Consider the following 24,743-nt stretch of genomic DNA (forward strand, 5'->3'; position numbering starts at 1 on the left):
GCCGACAAGCCGCGTCAAAAATTATCGCGGCAAAAAACTATGCATCGCCGCGCCGGATCGTCAGCGTCCCCGCTTGTGCATCGAGAATGGCCGCTGCGCCGATCGGTACGTTCAGCGGGCTATGCCCGTGCCCAAGCGGCAGGCCGCCGAGGACCGGCACGCCGAGCGTATCGAGATGCTCGCGCAGGATATCGATGACGGAGAAGCGGCGATCGAATTCGAAGCCGGTGAACTGACCGATCGCGATGCCTGCCAGGTCGTTCAAATGCCCTGCCTTGCGCAACATCGTCAGTTGTCGGTCCACCTGTCCGCGGTGCATGTTGACAGCTTCGAGCAACAGGATGGCGCCGTGCAAATCCGGCAAGGCCCAGCCGGCCGCAGTTGCGACCATATCGAGATTGCCGCCGATCAATCGTCCGGTGACCGCTCCCTCGGTCGTCAAGGCCGACGTGGGTTCGTGCGGGCGCGAGCGGATGACGATATCCTCTGAAGTCATCACCAACAGGCGAAGGGAATCGCTGGTTTCGACGCTGACATCCTGCTCGTCGCCATGAATGAAAAGCGCACCATGCACACCAACCTGCCGGCAGTGCTTCCACAGGCTGAGATGCAGTATGGTGATATCGCTGAAACCGACGAGAAACTTCGGATCACGCCGCGCTGCGTCGAAATCCAGGCGGTCGGCGATGCGGTAAGAGCCCTTGCCGCCGCGCGTGGTAAAGATCGCCCGGACCTCGGGATCACGGAGCGCCGCATTGAAATCCGTGAGCCGCTCCTCATCCGTTCCGGCAAGATAGTCGCGCTTACAAAATGCATGCTCGCCGAAATCGACTTCGAGCCCGCAGCCCCTCAGCGTCTCGGCCTGCCTCAAAACGAGATCCCTGTCGGGCGGGCTTGCGGGCGAAACAAAACGGATTTTATCGCCGGGCCGGAGTAGCGGCGGCGTCAGAACGTGATCGATTTCGGCGCGATTAGGTGATTCCATGCCTGGATTTTGCCACGGAACGATGACCGGCGTCAGCCTTCGGTCCCGCGTTTACGCAGCCGCCTCGATTGCGACCGGAATTCCCCTCTTCAGCGAATTGCTGACCATGCACCGGGCCTTGGCCTCGTCGATAACCGGCTGCGGATTGGAACCGTCAAGCATCTCGCATGACACCGTCAGTGTCGCAGCTTTGGTAAATGACAGATCGCTTTCCAAGTCGACACGCACGGAGATCGCGATTTTTCTCAACTCGACACCCATATCGGCGGCGATGTACTGCAGGTCGTTGTAGAAACACCCGCCGATCGCCAATCCCAATAATTGGGCGCCGTTGAAGCCGAGCCCCTGCCCGCCGGCACGACCTGGCGGACGGTCGACGACGACGGTATGGCCGCCGGCCCAGCCCAATGCCGCCTGCGTATCCTCCACATTGCGCAATTCAACGGTCACGGACACCATGGCCGATCTCCTCATTCGTCAGTAAGACGAATGATTGCGCGATTAACGCAGCGATGGAGTCAAGAGATTAACCCCTTTGGAGGCCTGCTCCGCGGCATTCGCGGATGCCTGCGCATGCTGCCGGGCCGACGCCTTGCCTTCCCATAATGGCAATCCGAGGGACGCCGATACGGTTGGATCGGCAGTAAAGACCGGATAACCCCGCTCCATCAACCGCAGCAAAATTTCCCGATCCCTTTGAATGTGCAGCCGGGCCAGATTTGCCTGGTTGTAGATGTGCCCGCCGGAATCCGGGTTGATGCCGGTAATAATCACCGCGGTAGCGCCGTTATAGAGGGCGAAAAGTACCGCATTGATGCCGTTCGAACATTTATCGTCCGCACCCAGTTCGCTGCATTTGACCCCGCCGACGCGGTCGAGAAGCGCCATGCGCTTGTAGCGATCGACGATTTCAAGATTGTCGTAGCGATAGTCGAAGGCCTTCAGCCCTTTCTCCAGCCGCTCGAGGCCCTTTCGCCAAAGCAGAATGTAAAGCTTCTTTGTCCGCTGGCCGTTGAGGACGCGGCGGACTTCGACGGCATTCGTATTCGTTCCCTCGATCTGGTTGAATTGAACGAAGGTAACGTCTGGCACGTCGATGCCCCATGCCCTTGTGACGACCTGCGAGCCATTGATGGTGATGACCTTGAAGGTCCCGTCGAAATCCGCGGGCTTATGCGACACCGGCGCCGATCCGACCACGAGAACGGGTCCGGAAAACGGCTCGATAAGCGTCGGAGGTTTCGGCCGGCAAAGCCAGTATTTGACGCTTCGATAAAAATGTCGCTTCAATTCCGTAGGATTAACAGTCATGCCTCGCCTTGATGTTCCCAAAGGGCTTTCATCGAAAAACAGTCGAATCCAACCCCATTTCGGCAGCGGACTGCCGACCCATTCGCGCGGTGCACTATCGCTGCTTCGACTTACATTAGGAAAATAAAAATATCTTACATAATCAAACCTTAGGTGATCCATCGGCCGCTTTTACAGCGCTCACCTCGTACTCAATGTGCGCGCCACCGCGTCTTTCCATCCCTTGAGCTTTGCGCTTCGCGTTTTCTCGTCCATATCCGGCTCGAAGCGCCGGTCGCGGGCCCAGGCCTTGGCAAAGCTCTGACGGTCCGGCCAGACGCCGGCGCGGCTGCCGGCAAGCCAGGCGGCGCCAAGTGCGGTGGTTTCCAGGATGATGGGACGGTCGACCGGCGCGTCGAGCAGGTCGGCGAGCCGTTGCATCGTCCAGTTAGAAGCGACCATGCCACCGTCGACTCGCAGCACCGTCTCCCGGCCACTGCCATTGCGCCAATCCTTGTGCATGGCGTCCAGCAGGTCGCGCGACTGGTAGCAGACCGCCTCCAGCGCGGCGCGGACGATTTCCGCCGGGCCGGTATTGCGCGTCAACCCAAAGATCGCGCCGCGAGCATCCGGATCCCAATGCGGCGCGCCGAGACCGGTGAAGGCCGGCACGAGATAGACCTCCTGCATCGGATCGGCCTTTTCCGCCCAACCATCGGAATCGGCGGCGTGCTTGATCGCCTTCAGTCCGTCGCGCAGCCATTGCACGGCCGCTCCCGCGATGAAGATCGAGCCTTCCAGCGCATAGGTCGTTTCACCGTTCAAGCGATAGGCGATGGTGGTCAGCAGGCGGTTTTTCGAACGCACCATGTCCGTGCCGGTATTGAGCAGCGCGAAGCAGCCGGTGCCGTAAGTGGATTTCATCATGCCGCGCTCGAAGCAGGCCTGGCCGATGGTCGCCGCCTGCTGATCGCCGGCGACGCCGAGAATGGGGATTGCCGCTCCGAAGAGCGCTTGATCGGTGACGCCGAAATCGGCCGCGCAGTCTTTCACCTCCGGCAGCATCGCCGCGGGAACGCGCAGGATCTCAAGCAGGTCCTCGTCCCATTCATTTTTGCCGATATTGTACATCAACGTCCGCGAGGCATTCGTCGCATCGGTGACGAAACTCTTGCCGCCGGTCAGGCGCCAGATCAGGAAGGTGTCGATGGTGCCGAAGCAGAGTTCGCCCTTGGCGGCGCGCGCGCGGGCGCCCTTCACATTGGCAAGCATCCACGAAAGCTTCGTGCCGGAGAAATAGGGATCGAGCAGCAGTCCGGTATGGCGGGTGAAGAGCTTTTCCAGATCCTGCCGCTTCAGCTTCTCGCAATAGCTCGCGGTACGGCGGTCTTGCCAGACGATGGCATTGTGGATCGGCTTGCCGGTCGCACGGTCCCACACCACGACGGTTTCGCGCTGGTTGGTGATGCCGAGAGCGGCGATGTCCTTCGCGGTGATGCCGGCAGCCTCGATCGCCTTCTTGACAGTCGAAACGACGGAAGCCCAGATTTCCTCCGGATCATGCTCGACCCAACCCGGTTGCGGATAGTGCTGCGTGAACTCCTTCTGGTCGACACCGGCAATCTTCATGTCACCGTCAAAAACGATAGCCCGCGTCGACGTTGTCCCCTGGTCGATCGCCAAGACATAACCGCTCATGCATTCCTCCCGGATTGTTCCCATCTCGAAACAACAGATACGGCAGCAAAACGAATGTGAAAAGAAAGCAAAACGAAATTTTTGCCGAAAATTCTTTATTCCAGCTCGCGAATATATGAAGCGAACTGTCGCAAAAGAGTCTTGCTGCGGTGCGATTGCCATGTCCGGCGATTTGGGACTAACCTCAAAGCCGCTATTGCGCTGCAACAACAGCCGCGCCGTCCAAGGAGAAAATCATGGCAAGAACAGTCGTTGTCACCGGTTCTACAAGCGGTATCGGCCTCGCCATCGCGACCGCTTTCGCTGCGAAAGGTGAAAACATCGTCCTCAACGGCTTCGGAAAGCCCGAAGAGATCGACGCGATCAGAAACAGGCTCGAAGTCTCGGGCGGCGGCAAGGTAATCTATCATCCGGCCGACATGACCAAGCCCGCCGAAATCGCCGACCTGATCGCGACCGCCAATTCGACCTTCGGCAGCGTCGACGTCCTCGTCAACAATGCCGGCGTCCAGCATGTGGAAAAGATCGAGGACTTTCCGCTCGAGAAGTGGGACCAGATCATTGCAATCAACCTGTCGAGCTCGTTCCACACGATGCGCGCCGCCATTCCGCTGATGAAGGGAAAGAAATACGGCCGCATCATCAACATCGCCTCGGCCCACGCCCTCGTCGCCTCACCCTTCAAGTCCGCCTATGTCGCGGCAAAACATGGTATTATGGGTTTGACCAAGACTGCGGCACTGGAGCTTGCCGAATTCGGCGTCACCGTCAACGCCATCTGCCCCGGCTATGTCCTGACCCCTCTTGTCGAAAAGCAGATCCCGGATACGGCCAAGGCGCGCGGCATGACTGAAGAGCAGGTCAAGAACGAGGTCATCCTCAAGGCGCAGCCCACGCATGAATTCGTCAAGGCCGAAGAGATCGCGTCATTGTCGATCTATCTTGCCAGCGACGATGCACGTCAGGTCACCGGCACGCACGTCTCGATTGACGGTGGCTGGACTGCGGAATAACCATACAAGGTTAGGGCCGGATGCGCTGGGGCGTGTCCGGCTCTAGAAGACCAAAATAATTGGGAACGACATGAACGACAGCATCCGCTTTATCCTCAACGGCGAGGATATTTCACTTTCCAGCCTGCGCCCGACTGAGACGCTCCTCGACTTCCTGCGTCTCAACCGGCACTTGACGGGCACGAAAGAGGGATGCGCGGAAGGCGATTGCGGCGCCTGCACCGTACTGGTCGGTCGGCTGATCGACGGCGGATTGCGCTACGAGTCGGTCAATGCCTGCATCCGTTTCGTCGGATCGCTGCATGCCACCCATGTGGTCACGGTCGAACATCTGGCCGCCAAGGATGGCACGCTGCATCCGGTGCAACAGGCCATGGTCGACTGTCATGGCTCGCAATGCGGTTTCTGCACGCCGGGTTTCGTCATGTCGCTTTACGGCCTGTGGCTTTCAACCGAAAATCCGAGCCGGGCACAGATCGAAAAAGCCCTGCAGGGCAATCTCTGTCGCTGCACCGGTTACGAGCCGATCGTCAAGGCCGCCGAACAGGTGAGCCAGACGCGCCCGAGCGCCCTGTTCGATCCTCTTGAAAAGACCAGAGCCGACATCATCGCCCGTCTCTGGGCCATGCAGGGCGGCGATACCATCACCGTTACCTCGGGCGAGGATCGCCTGATCGTGCCGGGCTCAGTCGCAGCGCTTGCGCAAGTGTTGGCCGACGAGCCGAAAGCGACCGTCGTTGCCGGCTCTACCGATGTCGGCCTCTGGGTCACCAAGCTGATGCGCAAGCTCGACCCCGTCGTCTTCATCAACCATCTGACCGACTTGCAGAAGATTATCGTGGAAGACACCGGCCTGACTATCGGTGCCGGCGTCACCTACAGCCAGGCGTTTGCAGCCATGGCCGAAAAGATCCCGGCAGTCGCGAGCCTGATCGACCGCATCGGCGGCGAGCAGGTACGCAACATGGGCACGATCGGCGGTAACATCGCCAACGGCTCTCCCATCGGCGACACGCCGCCACCGCTGATCGCGCTCGGCGCGACCGTGAAACTGCGTTCCATTACCGGCGCCCGCACCTTGCCGCTGGAAGACTTTTTCATCGATTACGGTAAGCAGGACCGCAATCCCGGTGAATTCGTCGAAAGCGTCTTCGTGCCTTACCCAGCCGAAGGCACTCATTTCGCCGTCTACAAGATCTCCAAACGCCGCGATGAGGATATTTCTGCCCTCTGTGGCGCTTTCCATTTGGCGTTGGATGCGGGCGGCAACGTCGCCGATATCCGCATTGCCTTCGGCGGCATGGCCGGCACACCGAAGCGCGCCCGCACGGTCGAAGCCGAACTGATTGGCAAGCCTTGGACGGAGACGACGGTCGAATCCGCCCGCGCCGCCTTCGATGCTGACTACACTCCGCTCACCGATTGGCGCGCCACCGCCGAATACCGGCAGTTGACTGCCAAGAACCTGCTCATCCGCTTCTATCTCGAAACGGCCGGTGCGCCGCAGGAATTGAAGCGTTTCGTAACGGTGGAGGCTTAACCATGGACAAATCCACCTTTGAAGAACGCAAGGTCATCAACGGCTCGATGCATGCTTCCCTGAAGCACGACTCGGCGCACAAGCACGTGACGGGCGCCGCCGACTATATCGACGACCTGCCGGAACCTGCGGGTCTGCTGCATGGCGCACTCGGCCTTTCCGACCGCGCCCATGCGGACATCGCCGGCATTGATCTCTCCGCCGTGAAAGCCTATCCGGGCGTCGTCTGGGTATTCACCGCCAAGGATATTCCCGGCGTGAACGACACGAGCTCCAACGGCATGCATGACGAGCCGCTGCTCGCCGACACCAAGGTCGAGTTTCACGGCCAGCCGATCTTCGCTGTCATCGCCGAAACCCGCGATGCGGCCCGCCGCGCCGCGCGCCTTGCCAAGATCGACTATCGCGATCTGCCCCATTGGAGTGACATCGACGGCGCGCTCGCCAATGGCGCGCCGTTGGTCTACGAACCGATGACGCTGAAGCGCGGCGAGCCGGAAACCGAGATGGCGAACGCCAAGCACCGCATCAAGGCGCAGATGCGCATCGGCGGCCAAGAGCATTTCTATCTCGAAAGCCACATCGCCATGGCGATCCCCGGCGAAGACGACGAAGTCGCCGTCTGGTCGTCCACCCAGCATCCGAGCGAGATCCAGCACATCGTCGGCCATGTGCTCAACATTCCGTCCAATGCCGTCACCGTCAATGTGCGTCGCATGGGCGGCGGCTTCGGCGGCAAGGAGACACAGGGCAACCAATTTGCCGCGCTCGCCGCCGTCGCCGCCAAGAAGCTTGGCCGCGCCATCAAATTCCGCCCCGATCGCGACGAAGACATGGCCGCCACCGGCAAGCGCCATGACTTCCTGGTCGATTACGAAATCGGCTTCGACGATGACGGCCGCATCCACGCTGTCGACGCGACCTATGCCGCCCGCTGTGGCTTCTCCTCCGACCTCTCCGGGCCGGTCACCGACCGCGCGTTGTTCCATGCGGATTCGAGCTATTTCTACCCGCATGTGCATCTCGTATCGAAACCGCTGAAGACGCACACTGTTTCCAATACCGCCTTCCGCGGCTTCGGCGGCCCGCAGGGTATGGTCGGCGGCGAGCGCTTCATCGAAGAGATCGCCTATGCGCTGGGCAAGGACCCGCTGGAAATCCGCCGTCAGAATTTCTATGGCCAGCCGGGCTCCGGCCGGACGTTGACGCCCTATCACCAGGAGGTGGAGGACAACATCATCCACCGCATCGTCGACGAATTGGAAGAATCCTCCGACTACCAGGCGCGGCGCAATGGCATCATCGAATTTAACCGCTCCAGCCGCTTTATCCGCAAAGGCATTGCGCTGACACCGGTGAAATTCGGCATCTCCTTCACCATGACCGCCTTCAACCAGGCCGGCGCGCTGGTGCACATCTACCAGGACGGCTCGATCCACCTGAACCATGGCGGCACCGAGATGGGCCAGGGCCTCTACACCAAAGTGGCGCAGGTGCTGGCCGACAGTTTCCAGGTCGATATCGACCGGGTGAAGATCACGGCCACCACCACGGGTAAGGTACCGAATACGTCGGCGACCGCGGCCTCTTCCGGCTCCGATCTCAACGGCATGGCAGCCTTCGACGCCGCTCGCCAGATCAAGGAGCGGCTTGTTGCCTTCGCTGCCGAAAAATGGGGCGTCGCTGCCGAAGAAATACAGTTCCTGCCGAACCGGGTGCGGGTCGGCGACATGGAAATTCCTTTCCCGGATTTCATCAAACAAGCCTATTTTGCTCGGGTGCAGCTTTCCGCCGCCGGCTTCTACAAGACGCCGAAAATCCATTGGGACCGCAAGGCAGGACGCGGCACGCCATTCTATTACTTCTCCTATGGCGCCGCCTGCTCGGAAGTCTCGATCGACACGCTGACCGGCGAATATCTGATCGACCGCACCGATATCCTCCATGATGTCGGCCGGTCGCTAAACCCGGCGATCGATATCGGTCAGGTCGAAGGCGCCTTCGTGCAGGGCATGGGCTGGCTGACGACCGAAGAACTTTGGTGGGACAATAAGGGACGGCTGCGCACGCATGCGCCTTCGACCTACAAGATCCCGCTCGCCTCCGACCGGCCGAAGATCTTCAACGTCCACCTTGCCGAATGGTCCGAAAATGCCGAGGCAACCATCGGCCGCTCCAAGGCGGTCGGCGAGCCGCCCTTCATGCTCAGCATCTCGGTACTCGAGGCCCTGTCCATGGCCGTCGCAAGCGTCGCGGACTACCGCGTCTGCCCGCGGCTCGACGCGCCGGCAACGCCGGAACGGGTGCTGATGGCGGTCGAGCGGCTGAAAGGGATGTGACGATGGCTGTCCGCGAAGTGCTTTCCGGTGTCATACCCAGGAGCGACTTCCGCGCATTTCTCGCGACACGCCCCTCCTCCATACTCATCGAGATCATCGGAACGCAGGGCTCAACGCCACGCGAGGCCGGAACCTTCATGCTCGTTTCCGAAAACGCCATCTGGGGCACGATCGGTGGCGGGCAGTTCGAATTTCTGGCGATCCAGAACGCCCGGGATTTACTGGCCGGCAATGGCGCGGAGGTGATGGACATACCGCTCGGGCCGGAAATCGGCCAATGCTGCGGCGGTCGCACGCAACTGCGCTTTCAGAAGATGACGACGCGATTGCTCGAAGAGCTTGAAGCCAAGCGGGCGACCGAAGCGGAACACCGACCGGAGACCTATTTGTTTGGTGCAGGCCATGTCGGGCACGCTCTGGCCGCCGCGCTCGCCCCCCTGCCCCTTTCCGTAACGGTGATCGAGACCCGTAAGGAGGAACTGACAAACCTGCCGGCGGAGACGAAGACCGTGCTTTCACCAATGCCGGAAGCGCTGGTGCAGGAGATTCCCGCAGGCTCAGCCATCGTCATCCTGACCCATGATCACGCTCTCGATTTCCTGATCGCCAAGGAAGCGCTCGCCCGCACCGATCTCGCCTATGTCGGCATGATCGGCTCGGCGACCAAGCGCGCGACCTTCTCCCACTGGCTGACTCGCGAGGGCGGCGACAAGGCCTTGCTCGATCGGCTGACGCTGCCGATCGGCGGCGCTGCCGTGAAGGACAAGCGCCCGGAGGTTATCGCCGCCATGACGGCCGCCGAGCTGCTGACGGCCTTCGCGGCCTACGCCATCCGATCATCTTCGTAACGCGGCTCGCGCCCGTCGAGAAACCCGAGGTCGCGCTTGAGCCGATCGGGCATCTCGTCCAGATCCAGCCGGGACGAAGGCTCCATGCCCCCTGTGAAGACCTGCGCCAATGTTTCCAACATACGGGCCAAGGCTGACGGCCGGGCATTCATCTCTTCGACGGCATAGCAATCCATGACGATACCTCAAATCAATCGATGATGTGGATTGCAGTTTGCCGCCGAAAATGCTGAAATTCCAATCGAACAACCGTCTGTATGCATCAAGAGAACTTATCCATGAAACTGTCGAAACGGTTTCCGCTGAATGCACTGCGCGTCTTCGAGGCCGCCGCCCGGCACGGCAGTTTCACGCGCGCCGGCGCTGAACTCGGCATGACGCAGACGGCCGTCAGTTATCAGATCAAGCTTCTGGAAGAGAATGTCGGCGAGCCGCTGTTCCTGCGGCGGACGCGCCAGATCGAGTTGACTGAAGCCGGCGGGCGATTGGCGCCGAAGGTGACCGAAGCCTTCAGCATGCTGCAGGAGGCCATGGCTTCGGTCAGCGGCGATGCCGAAACCACTCTCCTCATTCATTCGACACCGACCTTCGCCTCGCAATGGCTTGCACGCCATATCGGCTCATTTCAACTGCAACATCCAAATGTCGCGGTACGGCTCGCCACATCGGACGCGCTCATCGATTTTTCCCGTGAGCCTTCCGACATCGCCATTCGCAACGGGCGGGGAACTTGGCCGGGGCTGCGGGCGCATTTGTTGATGAAAATGAACTTCACGCCGATGCTGAGCCCAGCGCTGGCAGCCAGCATCGGCGGCGTCCACACGCCGGCCGATCTTCTCAAACTTCGGATTATCGATGCCGGTGATCCCTGGTGGGCACAATGGTTCGAAGCGGCTGGAGTTCCAGATCCCGGCCTGCAAGGCCGACCGAGAAGCAGGCTTGGGGCGCAATCCTTCGAGGCAAGCGCCGCCATCGCGGGACAAGGCGTCGCCGTGCTGACCCCTGAATTCTATGCCGACGACCTAGCAGCCGGCCGGCTTGTCCAGCCCTTCGATATCCTTTGCAACGACGGCTCGAACTACTGGCTTGCCTATCCCGAAAACAGACGGCATACGCCAAGAATCCGGGTTTTCCGGAATTGGATACTCGGCGAGTTCGGCATGCCGTTGGAGTGAGTGCTGCTCAATAGGCCATATCTGGCGCATAGAAGCAGCGCGGCGTGTTCTCGTCTGGGAAAAGACAGAGGTGGTAGGCCCCATCCGGCGAACGCATCGTCTTGCGCTGTGGCAGCGTGAAGATATGCGCATGCGTCACATAGCGATGATCGCCGGGATAGAGCGTAATCCGATAGCCGCCCGGGATAACGGTAACCGTGCGCGAGGGGATCATCTCGCAATCACCGGTCTTGCTGTCGCCGTTGCAACAATAAGGATCGTAGGACCAGCCGGAGGGCGCATCATGCGCCATGGCGGAAGTTGCAAGAAGGAATAGTGCAAACGCCAGTATACCACGCATGGGCAAATCTCCGACGATGCGGCGAACCAGGGGCTCCGCTGCCCACCGATCGCCGACGACGCTGAAAAAAGCGTCCAATTTTGATCTATCGCGAAGTCGGCGCTCGGCAAGAGCGACGGCATGTCGGTCACGGAAGTGTGTGATCCTAGCACGAAAAGCGGTCCCTCGACCAAACTCCCCTTCCCTCTGCGCCCAACATTTTGCAAGGTGTCGAGTCGGAGGAAGAAAAGGGGACCTGAATGTATGAATACGCCATAGCGTGGGAATGGCTGGCCTTTGCTGCCCGCTGGTTCCACGTCATAACCGCCATTGCCTGGATCGGTTCGTCTTTCTACTTCATCGCGCTCGATCTCGGGCTGGTGAAGCGTCCGCATCTTCCGCCCGGCGCCTATGGCGAGGAATGGCAGGTGCATGGCGGCGGTTTCTACCATATCCAGAAGTATCTCGTGGCTCCCGCGCAGATGCCGGAGCATCTGACCTGGTTCAAATATGAGAGCTATTTCACCTGGCTCTCCGGTTTCCTGATGCTCTGCATCGTCTATTACGGCGGCGCCAATCTCTTCCTCATCGACAGGCACGTGCTCGACGTCAGCGTTCCCGTCGCGATCCTGATCTCGCTGGCTTCGCTGGCCGGCGGCTGGATCGTTTACGACCTGCTCTGCAAGTCGCCACTCGGCAATAATACCTGGGGGCTGATGGTCGTGCTCTATGCGGTCCTCGTCTTCATGGCCTGGGGCTATACGCATCTGTTCACCGGCCGCGCCGCCTTCCTCCATCTCGGCGCCTTCACGGCGACGATCATGTCGGCCAATGTCTTCATGATCATCATTCCCAACCAGAAAATCGTCGTTGCCGACCTGATCGCCGGACGCACGCCGGATCCGAAATACGGCCGCATCGCCAAGCAGCGCTCGCTGCACAACAACTACCTGACGCTGCCCGTCATCTTCTTCATGCTGTCGAACCACTATCCGCTGGCCTTCGGCACCGCTTATAATTGGATCATCGCCGCTCTGGTGTTTCTGATGGGCGTCACCATCCGCCACTGGTTCAACACGATCCATGCCCGCAAGGGCCGGCCGACCTGGACCTGGATCGTCACCGTTGTCCTCTTCATTGTCATCATATGGCTTTCGACGGTGCCGAAGATGCTCACCGGCGAGAAGGATGCCAACGTCGTCGCACCCGCATTCCAGCAATTCGCATCGGATGCGCACTTCCCGGCGGTGAAGCAGATGATCTCGACGCGCTGTTCGATGTGCCACGCCGCCGAGCCGGCTTTTGAAGGCATTGCCCGCGCACCGAAGGAAGTGATGCTGGAAAACGACGCGGAAATCGCTATGCATGCCCGCGAGATCTATATTCAGGCAGGCCGCAGCCACGCCATGCCGCCCGGCAACGTCACCGATGTGACGTCGGAGGAACGCAAGCTGCTGGTTGCCTGGTTCGAAAGCTCCGTCGGAGAAAAAGACCAATGACTACCCTTTTGCGCGGCCGCCTGCTCTCCTTCAAGCGCGCGCCACAGAGCCTCGATGACACGGACAGCTACTCGTATGAAAGCGATGGCGGCCTGCTGATCGAAAATGGCATCATTGCCGACGTCGGCCCCTATACAGAGGTCAAGGCGAAAGCGCCGGCACATGTCACCGAAGTCGACCACCGCCCGCATCTGATCCTGCCGGGCTTCATCGACATGCACCTGCATTTTCCGCAGATGCAGGTGATCGCCTCCTATGCCGCAAATCTTCTGGAATGGCTGAACACCTATACCTTCCCCGAGGAATGCCGCTTCGTCGAAAGCGCGCATGCGGAGCGTATCGCCACGCATTTCTACGACGAGCTGATCCGCCATGGGACGACGACGGCCGTTGCCTATTGCTCCGTGCACAAGACCTCTGCGGATGCCTATTTTGCCGAAGCCATGCGGCGCAACATGCGCATGGTCGGGGGCAAGGTGATGATGGACCGCAACGCCCCGCAAGGCCTGCTTGACACACCGCAGATGGGCTACGACGAGACCCGCCAGGTGATATCAGACTGGCACGGCAAAGGCCGCAATCATGTCGCCATCACCCCGCGCTTCGCCATCACGTCAACGCCTGAGCAGATGGAGGCGACGGCTGCGCTCGCACGCGAATTTCCCGATCTGCACATTCAGACGCACCTCTCCGAGAACCACGACGAGATCAAGTTCACCTGCGAGCTCTATCCCGACGCGATCGACTACACGGACATTTACGCCCACTATGGGTTACTCGGTCCCAAAAGCCTGTTCGGCCACGCGATCCACCTTTCGGAGCGCGAAGCCGACGCCATGAGCGAAGCCGGCGCGGTGGCCGTGCATTGCCCGACGTCGAACCTCTTCCTCGGCTCCGGCCTCTTCCCGCTGAAAGCACTGGCGCGACGCGAAAAGCCCGTCCGCATCGGCGTCGCCACCGATATCGGCGGCGGCTCCAGCTATTCCATGCTGCGCACCATGGACGAGGCCTACAAGATCCAGCAGCTTCTCGGCGAACGGCTGAACCCGCTGGAAAGCTATTATTACATGACGCGCGGCAACGCCGAAGCGCTCTCTCTCGTCGACAAGATCGGCACGCTCGACACCGGCACCGAAGCCGACCTCATCGTCCTCAATGCCGCCGCTACGCCGGCCATGGCGCTGAAGATGGAAGTGACGAAGAGGCTTACCGAAGAGCTGTTCCTGCTGCAGACCATGGGCGACGACCGCGCCGTCGTCGAAACCTATGTCGCCGGAAAGCCGATGAAATCGATCCTGCAATGAGGCAATCCGACCCCGCCGCACGATAACCTTTTAGAGGGCAGACAGCCATGACCGCGCCGCTTACCATCGCAGAACTGAAGAAGCTCGCTCAGCGGCGCGTCCCGAAAATGTTCTACCAATATGCCGATTCCGGTTCGTGGACGGAGTCGACCTATCAGGCGAACCAGGCAGACTTCGCCAAAATCAAACTGCGTCAGCGCGTTCTTGTCGACATGGCGAACAGGTCGCTCGCAACCACCATGGTCGGCCAGAAAGCCTCCATGCCGGTGGCACTGGCGCCGACAGGCCTCACCGGCATGCAGTACGCCGATGGCGAGATGCTGGCGGCACGCGCGGCGGAGGAATTCGGCATTCCCTTCACGCTCTCGACCATGAGCATCTGCTCGATCGAGGACATCGCTTCGGTGACGAAGCAGCCCTTCTGGTTCCAGCTCTACGTGATGAAGGACCGCGATTTCGTCCTGAACCTGATCCATCGCGCCAAGGTGGCGAAATGCTCGGCGCTGGTGCTGACCGCCGACCTGCAGATCCTCGGCCAGCGCCATAACGACATTCGTAACGGGCTTTCGGTGCCGCCGAAAATGACGGCAAAGAACATCTGGCAGATGGCGATGCGACCGGGCTGGTGCATGGGCATGCTGAAGACCAAGCGCCATTTCTTCGGCAATATCATCGGTCATGCCAAGGATATTTCCGACATGACGACGCTGTCGCACTGGACCCATTCGCAGTTCGATCCCAAGCTCTCCTGGAGCGATGTCGCCTGGATCAAGGAGCAATGGGGCGGCCCGCTGATCATCAAGGGCATTCTCGACGTCGAGGACGCGAAGGCGGCCATCGACACCGGCGCCGACGCCATCATCGTCTCCAACCATGGCGGCCGGCAGCTCGACGGCGCCCACTCCTCCATCAGCATGCTGCCGCGGATCGTCGATGCCGTCGGCGACAAGATCGAGGTGCATATGGATGGCGGCATCCGCTCCGGCCAGGACGTGCTCAAGGCCATCGCGCTCGGCGCCAAGGGCACCTACATCGGCCGTCCCTTCCTTTATGGCCTCGGCGCCATGGGCAAGGAGGGCGTGACGCTTGCGCTTGAGATCATCCGCAAAGAGCTGGATATTTCCATGGCGCTCTGCGGCAGGCGGGATATCAAAGCCGTGGATCGGTCGATCCTGGCCGATCTCTAGCGCAACCAGCCGGTCGCCAGGCCACTCGCCCATTCCGCGCGGCCATTCTGCGCCGCCAGCTTCGCCATCGCCATGTGATCATAGGCGACCTGCCGGAAGACAGGCAGCCAATGATCGCCTGTCCTTTCCAGAATGACGTAGGAGGCGAAGGGGTGGCCGGCTTCTACCTTATGAAAATAGGGCAGATCGTCGTCATAGGCGGGGCAGCCGACGCTGCCTGGATTAACGATCAGGCGGCCATCGGAAAGCCTGACGACACGCGGAATGTGGGTATGCCCGCACAGGATCAGCTGAAAATCGATGCCGGCAGCCAGTGCCTCGATTTCTTCGAGCGGCTTCAAATAGACGTTGCCGTCCGCCGAGACCGATTCCAGCCAGTAGACGTTATCGTCCGCTGGGGTCGCGTGGCAAAGATACACCGCGTCTTGATAGACGGCGCTAAAGGGCAAACCGCGCAGCCAATTGAGATGATGCTCGCTCAGTTCCGAATGCGCGGCCCGGTCAGACACATGCATCGCCTCCGGCGCCTGGTCGATCAGGTACCGATCGTGATTGCCACGCACCGTCACCGCATTCAGTTCCAGCAGCATATCGGCCGTCTTACCAGCCGTCAGTGGCCCGCTGAAGCAATCGCCCAGATTGACGATCTCAGTAATGCCCTGCTTCCAGATATCCTCAAGCACCGCTTCAAGCGCCAGATGATTGCCGTGAATGTCCGCGATGGCAGCAAAACGCAAGTCTCAACTCCCGCGATAGGTAGAATAGCCGTAGGGCGAAATCAGCAACGGCACATGGTAATGCGCTGTCGTATCGGCGATACCGAAACGGATGGGCACGAGATCGAGGAAGGCCGGCTCCGGCAGCTTGGCGCCGCTTGCGCGAAGATAATCTCCGGCCCGGAATAGCAATTCATAGGTACCGGCGACAAAACCGTCGCCGATCAGGATGGGACCGCCATCCACGCGCCCGTCGGCATTGGTCGTAACCGTCTTCAGATGCGTGCGGGCATCGCCCTCGATCCTGAAGAGATCGATCACCAGGCCTTCGGCCGGCTTGCCGAGTGCGGTATCGAGCACATGGGTAGTCAGTCCGGTCATAGCGTCGGTGCTCCGATGATGAAGGGCGTGTCGAAGAAATATTCTTCCAGATTGTTTCCCGGCCCATCACGATCCACGATGAGGAAATCGCTCTGCTCGCCGAGCGCCATCAGGGGATAATGCCAGGCATTGATCCGATAGTTCACACCCTGGTCACCTCGCGCCAGAAAGACCTGCGGTCTGCCGGGCTTGCCGCCCTCATCCTGCGCGACGACGACGAGGAATGGTCGGCCGTTGAGCGGCATGAAACTCTGGCTGCCGAAAGGATGGCGCTCCATCATCTCGATCGTAAAGGGAAAGTCTCGCGGCTGGCCGCGAAAGAGATTGAGGATAACCCGCGCCCCGTCTCCAATGGCCTCGGCGCCGGACAGTGCATGGAAGCGCTCCGTCGTGCCGCCATTGATGTATCGCATCGTTGCCGGATCGGCCTCGATCACATCGCCGAACGGCACGAATGCAGCCTTCGTCAGTGGGTGAATTTCAAGATGCTGTGTCATTCTATGATCATTCGCCTTCCGCTCGCCAATGGCGAATGGAATCCAGTTGTGAGAGCGACTCCGGAAGAGATTTTTGCGCGATGTCCCACAGGGTCGCCAGCTCGATGTCGAAATAGCCCTCAGCAATTCTGTCTCTGAAGTCGCGCATTTCATGCCAAGGCAGCTCCGGATGGTCAACGACAAACTCCGGATACTCTTCCGCAATACGTGCCGCTGCCTCGCCGATCATCATGAGGTTCATGCCGACGGCCCGCTGCTTCTCGATATCACCGAAAAAGACGTCTCTATCAGTCCCTTGAAGAAACCGCCCAATTTCAGACATAGCCCGCTGCATGCGATTAAGGTGAGAGATCAGCCGATCCAAGCTCATGTCGCGCGGCCCCTTCAGCCAGATACCAGAAGCCCTTATCAGCTCTCCGGAAGCATGGATTGCAGACGCAGCAAGGCAATCTTTTCCACCTGTGCCGTTGCAGTCGCGAACTCCGCATCCCTGTCATTGTCGATCCGCGTTTCGAAGGCGGCCAGGATATCCTCCTTGCCCAGCCCCTTGACCGCGATGATGAAGGGAAAGCCGAATTTCGTCACATAGGCGGCATTGAGTTCGGTGAACCGGGCATGCTCCCCAGGGCTTAGCCGATCCAGCCCGGCGCCGGCCTGTTCCTTCCTACTATCCTCGGTCAACTCTCCGGCAATCGCCAGCCGGCCCGCCAGATCTGGATGGGCCCGCAATACGCCAAGTCGCTCCTCTTCGCTGGCTGCACGGAAGAACCGCACCAATGCGGCGTGAACGTCGCCTGAGGTCAGCGGCTCGGCAATGGCACCCGCGTCAAAGGCCCGCTCGGCAATGAAGGGAGAGTGCTCGAAGACACCGCCGAAACGGCTCACGAAATCGTCACGCGATATCATCTCAGGGCGCGCCCGCAGGAAGGTGATGCTGGTGCCAATGGTTGGCGATCTCGATGCGCTTGGGTATCCAGACCTTGTCGTGCTTCAGCACATATTCGATGAAGCGCCTGAGCGCCGCCGCGCGACCTGGCCTGCCAACCAGGCGGCAATGCAGGCCGACCGACATCATCTTCGGGCTGCCCTGCTTGCCCTCTTCATAGAGCGTATCGAAGGCATCCTTGAGATAGGTGAAGAACTGATCGCCGGAATTGAAGCCCTGCGGCGTGGCGAAGCGCATATCATTGGTTTCGAGCGTATAAGGTATGATCAGGAACGGCTTACCCTGAATGCCATCGACCCAATAGGGCAGATCGTCGGCATAGGAATCCGACGAATAGAGGAAGCCTCCTTCTTCCATCACCAGCCGCAGCGTATTGTCGGAAGGCTTACCCTGATACATGCCGTAGGGCCGCTCACCGGTCAGTTCGGTATGCAGGCGCACGGCTTCGAGGATGTGCTTGCGCTCCAGATCCTCCGAAAAATCCTTATATTCCAGCCAGCGATAGCCGTGACTCGCAATTTCCCAACCAGCTTCCTTCATGGCGGCAACCGCTTCCGGATTGCGCGCCATGGCGAGCGTCACGCCATAGACGGTGGCCTGAACCTTGAGTTCGGTGAACATGCGCCATAGCCGCCAGAAACCGGCGCGCGAACCATATTCATAGATCGATTCCATGTTGAGACTGCGCTGGTTCGGCCATGGCGCCGCACCAACGATTTCCGACAGCAGGTTCTCCGATGCTGGATCGCCATCCAGAATGCAGCTTTCTCCACCCTCTTCGTAATTGATCACAAACTGCACCGCGACGCGGGCATCGCCCGGCCATTTTGGATCGGGCGTATGGCGGCCATAGCCGATGAGATTGCGGGGATATGTATCGGACATCAAAGCACCTTCTCGAATATGCGAAGACGGTAGCATTCACGGCCGGAATGTCGAGACGGAAAGTGCGAAACGCACTTTCCTTTTACCTGTAAGCGGTTAGGCGATCTTTCGGGCGCTAACCTTGCCCATGGGATGCAGCGAGTGCACCCGGAATGGCCCGCCTGCGCCCTCTTCCATCATCAGCGCGATGTTCGACACCGGCACTGGCTCGGCAAGCACCGGCTCGAAGAAATCGCGCAATACGCGCTCCATCCGCGGCAGATCGGCGGGACTGACCGTGCCGGTCAACATCATCTGGAAGCGGAATTCGTCCATGACATGCGGATGGCCCCAGCGATGCAGATTGGCGAATTGCGCTGCCGACAGGCTGTCCGGATCGCTACGCTCGATCTCCGCTTCCGTCAGCGGCGCGCGATAGTGGTCGAAGGCCTGGACCAGCGACGCCGCAAGGAACTGCATTTGCTGGGAGGGCTCGGACGACACCAGGCCGAACGCGCCGCCGAGGCGCGCGACTTCCATCTTCGGAATCTCGAACGGCGTCACCGTACCGGAAAAGCGCATGAGATCGCGCAGCAGCGACGCCTCCGTCATGTCCTCGGCCAGGCGAAATGGCGCTTTCAGGATGCCGTTGAAACCGTAGCGGCGCGGCACGGCGGTGTGGAAGGCGACTTCATGAATGCCGAGCCCACGAATGGCGGGCGGATCGACCATCTCGCCGGAATAGACATTGCGGCCGAGCCAATTTGCGGCCACGAGCGTCAGCGGATCGCTCGCAGACGGCGTGAAGCAAATGGCGTAACGCATAAAATCTCCTCCAGAAGGCGAAAAGCCGGCTGACCCAACCGGCGGCCGATGCGCAAGGAGATAGGTGATTTGCGTGACAGATTGACGACCTGAACGGCCTTTATATTCACGTTTTATGGGATGCTACCGTAATGTGGTTCGAAAGGGTAAAACCTTCGGGCAGCTTGAAAGAACAGGAAATTTCCAGGGCCTCGCGGACCGCCGCTTCGGCAAGACGGTGCGCCAGGCCGAAGCTGACCTTGAAACCGCCGGTCAGCGCGATGAGCCGCGGATGATCCGGATGTGCTCCCACCATAGGATCCCGATCGATCGCCTTCGGCCGCAAGCCGGCCCAGCGTTCGATCACTTCGGCACCCGCAACCGCCGGCGCCATCATCCGCGCAGCAGTTAGCAGATCGTCCAACTGACCATCCGTCGACATCGGATTGTCGAAGCGGTTCTCGCTCGTACTGCCGACCGCGACCAATCCGCCCTCATGCGGAACGATATAGAGCCCGTCGCGGAAAATCACCGGCAGGCCGGCCTCGAAATCCGCTTTCAGCAAAGCAGCCTGTCCCTTGACCGGCTGGCCAAGGGGAGAATGACGTCCGGGCGTCAATCCGTCCAGCATCGGAAAGGAGCGATGCCCGGCAGAAAGGATGCAGCGGCGGAAACGGATCGTGCCTTCTTGGGTCGCTGCGGTGCCGCGATCCGGATCGATGCTCTGGATTTCCAGACCTTCGGCAAGCCGAACATGTTTCGCCTTATCAAGAAAGCTGGCCAGAACCTTCAGGAAGGCTCGGGGCGCAACGCGGGCGGCAAGCGTGTCGAAAACAAATCCGCTTTCGCCGGCCGCCGGATCGATCCAGCCTTCCACCGGCGCGGCATGGAGCACATGCCAATGAAACCTTCGTTCGCCGTGATGCCAATGCGTTTCGGCATCCTGCGAGTGGCCCAGCGCGATCTTGCGCAGATGCGGCTTCGGCAACGGGATCAACCGGCCGGATCGACGGTATCCGGCGGAAAGCCCGGTTGCCGCTTCCAGTGCCGCAATCTCGTCCTCCAAAGATACGAGCGCATCGAACTGGAACTGCTTCTTCTCAGACCACTTGTCCGGCATATGCGGCATCAGCGCGCCGAGCAGGCCGCCGCTTGCCCCCTGCCCCAAACGGCCGGCATCGACGAGCAGCGTCTCGACGCCTTGCCGCTCCGCATGCACCGCCGCCCAAAGGCCCATGATGCCGCCGCCGACGATCAACAGTTCGGCGGATGATTGACCGGCAAGCCCCGGAGGATTATCGGCTCTTCCCATGACAGATCCAGTTTCCGATCAAACGCCCGAGGCGAAGACCAATGTGGCAAGCCAGGCGCTCGAATGGCGCGACGGCGATATGCCCTATTCGACGGCTTTTGGCGACCATTTTTATTGCCAGACCGACGGCCGGCTGGAATGCGGCCATGTCTTCCTCGCCGGCAACGGCCTGCCTGCGCGCTGGAATGAGCAAAGAAACTTCCTCATCGGCGAGCTTGGCTTCGGCACCGGCCTGAATTTCTGCGAAACCTGGCGGCAATGGCGCCAGCACCGCAAACCAGATTCGGAACTTCATTTCATGTCCTTCGAGCTCTATCCGATGCGTGCCGAGGAGATCGATCGCGCGTTATCGCACTGGCCGGAAATCGATGCTGAGCGTAAGGCGCTGGTGGCTGCCTGGCCGAAAGAACCGCGCGGCACCGTTGCGCTCGCCCTCGACACCCAAACGCGCCTTAGTGTCGTCTGCGGGTCGGCGATCGACGGCGTGCGCCGAGCGGCAACTGGCTTCGACGCTTGGTATCTCGATGGCTTTGCCCCTTCCCGAAACGCCGATATGTGGTCGCCGGAACTGATGCAGCATCTCCACGACAAGACCGTCGCCGGCGGCACCTTCGCCACCTACGCCGCCGCCGGTTTCGTGCGTCGTAATCTGCAGGCAGCAGGCTTCTCGGTCGAGCGACGCAAGGGATTTGCGGGAAAACGCGAAATGCTCTGCGGAACCAAACAGGCTTAGTTGCTGGAACGCCCGATCTGGAGCGCAGCATCGCCGAGCCAGCGGCGGGCCTTGGCTTCCAGGAGTTCGGGGCTGATCGGCTTCGACATATAGTCGTCCATGCCCGCCTCCAGGCACATATCGCGGTCGACATCGAGCGCATGCGCGGTGACGCCGACGATCGGCACATGCCAGCCCTGCCCTGCCTCCGTTTCCAGTTGCCGGATCATGCGCGTCGCCTGATGGCCGTTCATGATCGGCATGGAGACATCCATCATGATCAGCGATGGCCGAAGCTTGCGCCAGGCCTCGACCGCCTCCTGGCCGTTCTGGACCACGAGAAAGCGCAGGCCGGTGACCTGCAGAATCTGCGTGAAGACGATCTGGTTGACCTCGTTGTCCTCCGCAACGAGGACATCGATGGCGCTAACCGGTTTCGCCGCCACTTCGCGTTCGACGGTATCGATCGCGGCAACTGCTTCGGCTTCGATCGACTGCGAAGCGACAGCCGTTTCATCGCTGCTCATCCGCTGCCGGCGCGCCGTGCGCACGACATCGATGATGGTGCTGCGCAGCACATTGGCGCGCACGGGCTTCATCAGATGCGCCTGACCATTCAGCGCCGCGAATTCCTTGTCGCTGCCGGCGACATCCATGGAGGTCAGGAAGATCAGCGAAACGCCGTCGAAGCGCGAATCGGCGCGAATGGCACGCGCGACTTCATCGCCGTTCATGTCCGGCATGTGGTAGTCGAGGATCACGGCATCGACCTGCACGCCCATATCGAAAGCGGCATGGAGGATGGCTAGCCCCGTCTTGCCGTCTTCGGCAGCGTAGCCGTCAAAGCTCCATTGCTCCAACTGCTCGGTCAATATCCGCCTGTTGATCTCGTTGTCGTCGATGACCAGGATGCCGGCGCCCTTGACATTGACCGGCACCGGACGCGGTTCGCTGCGCGTGGCGGCCGGCGGCACGGGCAGATGCACGGTGAAGACCGAACCCTTGCCCCATTCGCTCTCGACTTCGAGATAGCCACCGAAGAGGTCGACGAGCCCCGCGGTAATGGCAAGGCCAAGACCCGTGCCTTCATGACGGCGCGTCGAGGAAGCGTCCACCTGCGAGAACTTCTCGAAAATGGAATCCAGCTTCTCCTCGGAAATACCGATGCCGGTGTCCTCGATGCGGAGCGTCAACATGATCTCGCCGTTGTCGATCGGCCGGCTCTCCACCTCGACCAACACGTGACCGCGCTCGGTGAATTTAACCGCATTGCCGACGAGATTGGTGACGATCTGGCGAAAGCGGCCTGCGTCTCCGAGCACCATGGCCGGCACATCAGGCGCCGTGCGCACCAGCAGCTCGATATCTTTTTCCGCCGCCGGCGACGACAGCAGCGTCGCGACATCCTCCACCGCCTCGGCGGGATCGAAGGCGGCCTTGCGCAGACGCATCTGCCCGGCATCGATCTTCGAGAAGTCCAGGATGTCGTTGATGATCGTCAACAGTGCATTGCCCGACTTGACGATGATGTCGATGAAGGTCTTCTGCCGGGCATCGAGATCGGTCTTAGCCAGGAGCTCCGCCATGCCGAGAACGCCGTTCATCGGCGTGCGGATTTCATGGCTCATATTGGCGAGGAATTCGGATTTGGCGCGATCGGCGGCTTCGCTGCGCGAAAGCAGCAGTTGCAGCTCGGCCTCGCGGTCTTTCATCTCGGTGACATCGGTCAGCACCACGGTCCAACGGCGGCTTTCGCTGATCGTGGCTTCGAGCTGCATCCAGCGATCGCCCGCAATCTGGAACACCGCGGAAACCGGCCTGTTCGCCGCCATGCTCCTGCCCCATCCACGCAGAACCGCCTTCGGATCGTCGCCGAAATCGCCCCGCGCGGCGCAATAGTTATACGCGATGGACCAATGCTTGCCGATCTCCAGATGATCGGCGGGAATGCGCAGCATGTCCGTCAATGCATCGTTTGCCAGCATGATGATGCCGTCTTCCACGATGAGCAGGCCCTGCGACATGGCATGCGTCGCGTCGGTCATCAGTTCGCCGAGACGCTCTAGGGCAAGGCGCGCCTCGGTGATCTCGCGGGCTTGCTGGCGCACGGAAGAGATATCCGCATAGGCAATCAGCGTGCGGCCGTTCGAAATGCGGCGAGCATCCATGATGACGGATTTGCCGTCGGCAAAATTCATCTCGGTCTGGAAATGCGGCCCGGCATTGCGGAAGGACTCCAGGCGCGCCTGATAGATATCGTCGATACTGCCAGCATCGGCATCATAGCGGCCGAGTTCGAAATGCTTGGCGACGAGATCGCGATAAGACAGGCCTTCGAAATGTTCGTTCTTCGGGAAATCCCAGATGTCGTAGAAGGCATCATTGGTATATTCCACGACGTAATTGCTGTCATGGATCATGACACCGATCGGCATCGAGCGCAGGATGTTCCCCAGATCCTGATGCAAGGCCTCGGCGCGCGCCTGTGCCTCGATCAGCTCAGTCTCGCGCAGCTTCAACACGGAAATATCGGTCATCGAGCCGACGGCATAGCGCCTGCCGTCGGCAGTGACGACCCGGTTGACGCGCGTCATGAGCGGGTGTGTCACACGCTCCCGATCAACCACCGTGCCTTCGAATTCGAATGCGTGGCCCTCGTTCAGCACCTGCTCGTTTTCCGCAAAGTACTCGTCGGCGCCGGTTTCGAACATCTCATGTTCGGTCTTGCCCAGTGCCTCGGCGCGGCTGAGCCCCGTGATGGCCCCATAAGCCTCGTTGGAATAAATCAGCCGATGGCTCGCATCGCGCGCGAAGACGGCGACCGGCAGGTCCTCGAGAATCGTGCGGTAAAGCCCGATCTCATCGACGTCACTCGCAATATGGCCGCTTTCGCGATCGGAAGACGAACGCGAAAGCACAGCAGGCGCATCGAGGAACATGCCGAAGACATAGAGGCGGTCTTCGGACGGCGAAAAACTTTCGATCTGCACGCGAGAACGCTCACGGCCTGTCGGGTCGAAGCATAGCGCCATCTCTTCCGAGCCAAAAACCAGCGCCCGCCGCTCCTTGTCTTCGCGATCAACTTCCTCGCCGCTGTCGAAGAGATCACGGCTGCGATTGCCGATGAAATCGGCGGTATCGCGCCGAAAAAACCGCGCATAGGCTTCATTGACGGCGACATAACGCAGATCGCTGTTCTTGACATAGGCCGGCTGATCCAGATCTGCGATCCGGCGGCAGGCCATCTCCAGCAGTTCACCGTCCGAGTTCAACAGGACCCCTCTTCCCAACGCTTACAATAGTTACTCAACAAA

General features: G+C 60.4%; 24 protein-coding genes. 9 read left to right on the forward strand and 15 right to left on the reverse strand.

Going from position 1 to position 24,743, the window contains the following annotated elements; all coding sequences use genetic code 11:
- Positions 1–37: 37 nt before the first annotated feature.
- The 4 genes from NXC24_RS13880 to glpK form a co-directional block, all read right to left on the reverse strand.
- Positions 38–985 carry an LD-carboxypeptidase gene (locus NXC24_RS13880; protein WP_104823823.1) on the reverse strand — a complete coding sequence of 316 codons (948 nt, stop codon included), beginning with the start codon at positions 983–985 and terminating at the stop codon, positions 38–40.
- A 51-nt stretch (positions 986–1,036) separates the two neighbouring features.
- Positions 1,037–1,444 (reverse strand): OsmC family protein, encoded by a 408-nt coding sequence (locus tag NXC24_RS13885; protein WP_104823824.1) that lies wholly within the window; start codon positions 1,442–1,444, stop codon positions 1,037–1,039.
- A gap of 42 nt (positions 1,445–1,486) precedes the next feature.
- On the reverse strand, positions 1,487–2,296 hold the full coding sequence (locus tag NXC24_RS13890) for a membrane-anchored protein (protein WP_104823825.1): 810 nt from the start codon (positions 2,294–2,296) through the stop codon (positions 1,487–1,489).
- 180 nt (positions 2,297–2,476) lie between these two features.
- Entirely contained in the window at positions 2,477–3,973 is a 1,497-nt protein-coding gene (gene glpK, locus NXC24_RS13895) for a glycerol kinase GlpK (RefSeq protein ID WP_104823826.1), read from the reverse strand.
- Between the two features lie 236 nt (positions 3,974–4,209).
- On the opposite strand from glpK, the gene NXC24_RS13900 reads away from it, so the two are divergent.
- The 4 genes from NXC24_RS13900 to xdhC all read left to right on the forward strand — a co-directional run bounded on the left by NXC24_RS13900 (position 4,210) and on the right by xdhC (position 9,713).
- Entirely contained in the window at positions 4,210–4,986 is a 777-nt protein-coding gene (locus NXC24_RS13900; RefSeq protein WP_104823827.1) for a 3-hydroxybutyrate dehydrogenase, read from the forward strand.
- A 70-nt stretch (positions 4,987–5,056) separates the two neighbouring features.
- On the forward strand, positions 5,057–6,526 hold the full coding sequence (gene xdhA / locus NXC24_RS13905; protein ID WP_104823828.1) for a xanthine dehydrogenase small subunit: 1,470 nt from the start codon (positions 5,057–5,059) through the stop codon (positions 6,524–6,526).
- A 2-nt stretch (positions 6,527–6,528) separates the two neighbouring features.
- Positions 6,529–8,865 carry a xanthine dehydrogenase molybdopterin binding subunit gene (gene xdhB / locus NXC24_RS13910; RefSeq protein ID WP_104823829.1) on the forward strand — a complete coding sequence of 779 codons (2,337 nt, stop codon included), beginning with the start codon at positions 6,529–6,531 and terminating at the stop codon, positions 8,863–8,865.
- Between the two features lie 2 nt (positions 8,866–8,867).
- On the forward strand, positions 8,868–9,713 hold the full coding sequence (gene xdhC / locus NXC24_RS13915; RefSeq protein WP_104823830.1) for a xanthine dehydrogenase accessory protein XdhC: 846 nt from the start codon (positions 8,868–8,870) through the stop codon (positions 9,711–9,713).
- Here xdhC and NXC24_RS13920 read toward each other — a convergent pair.
- Positions 9,689–9,889, reverse strand: coding sequence for a hypothetical protein (locus NXC24_RS13920; RefSeq protein ID WP_104823831.1), 201 nt, complete (start codon positions 9,887–9,889; stop codon positions 9,689–9,691). The genes xdhC and NXC24_RS13920 overlap by 25 nt on opposite strands.
- A gap of 81 nt (positions 9,890–9,970) precedes the next feature.
- Here NXC24_RS13920 and NXC24_RS13925 point away from each other — a divergent pair, with 81 nt between their 5' ends.
- Positions 9,971–10,888 (forward strand): LysR substrate-binding domain-containing protein, encoded by a 918-nt coding sequence (locus NXC24_RS13925; protein ID WP_104823832.1) that lies wholly within the window; start codon positions 9,971–9,973, stop codon positions 10,886–10,888.
- A gap of 7 nt (positions 10,889–10,895) precedes the next feature.
- Here NXC24_RS13925 and NXC24_RS13930 read toward each other — a convergent pair whose 3' ends face one another.
- Complete coding sequence (locus NXC24_RS13930; protein WP_104825168.1) at positions 10,896–11,228, reverse strand: hypothetical protein; 333 nt, start codon at positions 11,226–11,228, stop codon at positions 10,896–10,898.
- A 239-nt stretch (positions 11,229–11,467) separates the two neighbouring features.
- Here NXC24_RS13930 and NXC24_RS13935 point away from each other — a divergent pair, with 239 nt between their 5' ends.
- From NXC24_RS13935 to NXC24_RS13945, 3 genes are read left to right on the forward strand one after another with little or no spacing between them, the layout of a single operon-like run.
- Positions 11,468–12,706 (forward strand): urate hydroxylase PuuD, encoded by a 1,239-nt coding sequence (locus NXC24_RS13935; protein ID WP_104823833.1) that lies wholly within the window; start codon positions 11,468–11,470, stop codon positions 12,704–12,706.
- Positions 12,703–14,010: a guanine deaminase gene (gene guaD / locus NXC24_RS13940; protein ID WP_104823834.1), complete on the forward strand. Its 1,308-nt coding sequence runs from the start codon at positions 12,703–12,705 to the stop codon at positions 14,008–14,010. The genes NXC24_RS13935 and guaD overlap by 4 nt, the downstream gene beginning before the upstream one ends.
- 47 nt (positions 14,011–14,057) lie before the next feature.
- Positions 14,058–15,197, forward strand: a complete 1,140-nt coding sequence (locus NXC24_RS13945) for an alpha-hydroxy acid oxidase (protein ID WP_104823835.1) — start codon at positions 14,058–14,060, stop codon at positions 15,195–15,197.
- Here the strand turns inward: NXC24_RS13945 and NXC24_RS13950 are convergent.
- The 8 genes from NXC24_RS13950 to NXC24_RS13985 form a co-directional block, all read right to left on the reverse strand.
- Positions 15,194–15,934 carry a metallophosphoesterase family protein gene (locus tag NXC24_RS13950; RefSeq protein ID WP_104823836.1) on the reverse strand — a complete coding sequence of 247 codons (741 nt, stop codon included), beginning with the start codon at positions 15,932–15,934 and terminating at the stop codon, positions 15,194–15,196. The genes NXC24_RS13945 and NXC24_RS13950 overlap by 4 nt on opposite strands.
- Before the next feature lie 3 nt (positions 15,935–15,937).
- Positions 15,938–16,294 carry a hydroxyisourate hydrolase gene (uraH, locus tag NXC24_RS13955; RefSeq protein WP_104823837.1) on the reverse strand — a complete coding sequence of 119 codons (357 nt, stop codon included), beginning with the start codon at positions 16,292–16,294 and terminating at the stop codon, positions 15,938–15,940.
- Positions 16,291–16,791: an ureidoglycolate lyase gene (locus tag NXC24_RS13960; RefSeq protein ID WP_104823838.1), complete on the reverse strand. Its 501-nt coding sequence runs from the start codon at positions 16,789–16,791 to the stop codon at positions 16,291–16,293. Before NXC24_RS13960 ends, uraH begins: the two co-directional genes overlap by 4 nt.
- A 7-nt stretch (positions 16,792–16,798) precedes the next feature.
- The gene (locus NXC24_RS13965; RefSeq protein WP_104823839.1) at positions 16,799–17,161 is read right to left on the reverse strand and encodes a HepT-like ribonuclease domain-containing protein; all 363 of its coding nucleotides are present in this window, start codon (positions 17,159–17,161) and stop codon (positions 16,799–16,801) included.
- A 38-nt stretch (positions 17,162–17,199) separates the two neighbouring features.
- On the reverse strand, positions 17,200–17,697 hold the full coding sequence (gene uraD / locus NXC24_RS13970; protein ID WP_104823840.1) for a 2-oxo-4-hydroxy-4-carboxy-5-ureidoimidazoline decarboxylase: 498 nt from the start codon (positions 17,695–17,697) through the stop codon (positions 17,200–17,202).
- Position 17,698: 1 nt separating this feature from the next.
- A complete protein-coding gene (puuE, locus tag NXC24_RS13975; RefSeq protein ID WP_104823841.1) occupies positions 17,699–18,625 on the reverse strand; it encodes an allantoinase PuuE in 927 nt (308 codons plus the stop codon).
- A 93-nt stretch (positions 18,626–18,718) separates the two neighbouring features.
- On the reverse strand, positions 18,719–19,426 hold the full coding sequence (locus NXC24_RS13980) for a DUF1045 domain-containing protein (protein ID WP_104823842.1): 708 nt from the start codon (positions 19,424–19,426) through the stop codon (positions 18,719–18,721).
- 106 nt (positions 19,427–19,532) lie between these two features.
- Positions 19,533–20,717 (reverse strand): FAD-binding oxidoreductase, encoded by a 1,185-nt coding sequence (locus NXC24_RS13985; protein ID WP_104823843.1) that lies wholly within the window; start codon positions 20,715–20,717, stop codon positions 19,533–19,535.
- On the opposite strand from NXC24_RS13985, the gene mnmD reads away from it, so the two are divergent.
- Positions 20,716–21,450, forward strand: a complete 735-nt coding sequence (gene mnmD, locus NXC24_RS13990; protein WP_104823844.1) for a tRNA (5-methylaminomethyl-2-thiouridine)(34)-methyltransferase MnmD — start codon at positions 20,716–20,718, stop codon at positions 21,448–21,450. The genes NXC24_RS13985 and mnmD overlap by 2 nt on opposite strands.
- On the opposite strand, the gene NXC24_RS13995 is transcribed toward mnmD, so the two are convergent.
- Positions 21,447–24,701 (reverse strand): response regulator, encoded by a 3,255-nt coding sequence (locus NXC24_RS13995; RefSeq protein WP_104823845.1) that lies wholly within the window; start codon positions 24,699–24,701, stop codon positions 21,447–21,449. The two genes, mnmD and NXC24_RS13995, sit on opposite strands and share 4 nt — an antisense overlap.
- Positions 24,702–24,743 lie beyond the last annotated feature (42 nt).

The organism is Rhizobium sp. NXC24, from assembly GCF_002944315.1.
Lineage (GTDB): Bacteria > Pseudomonadota > Alphaproteobacteria > Rhizobiales > Rhizobiaceae > Rhizobium.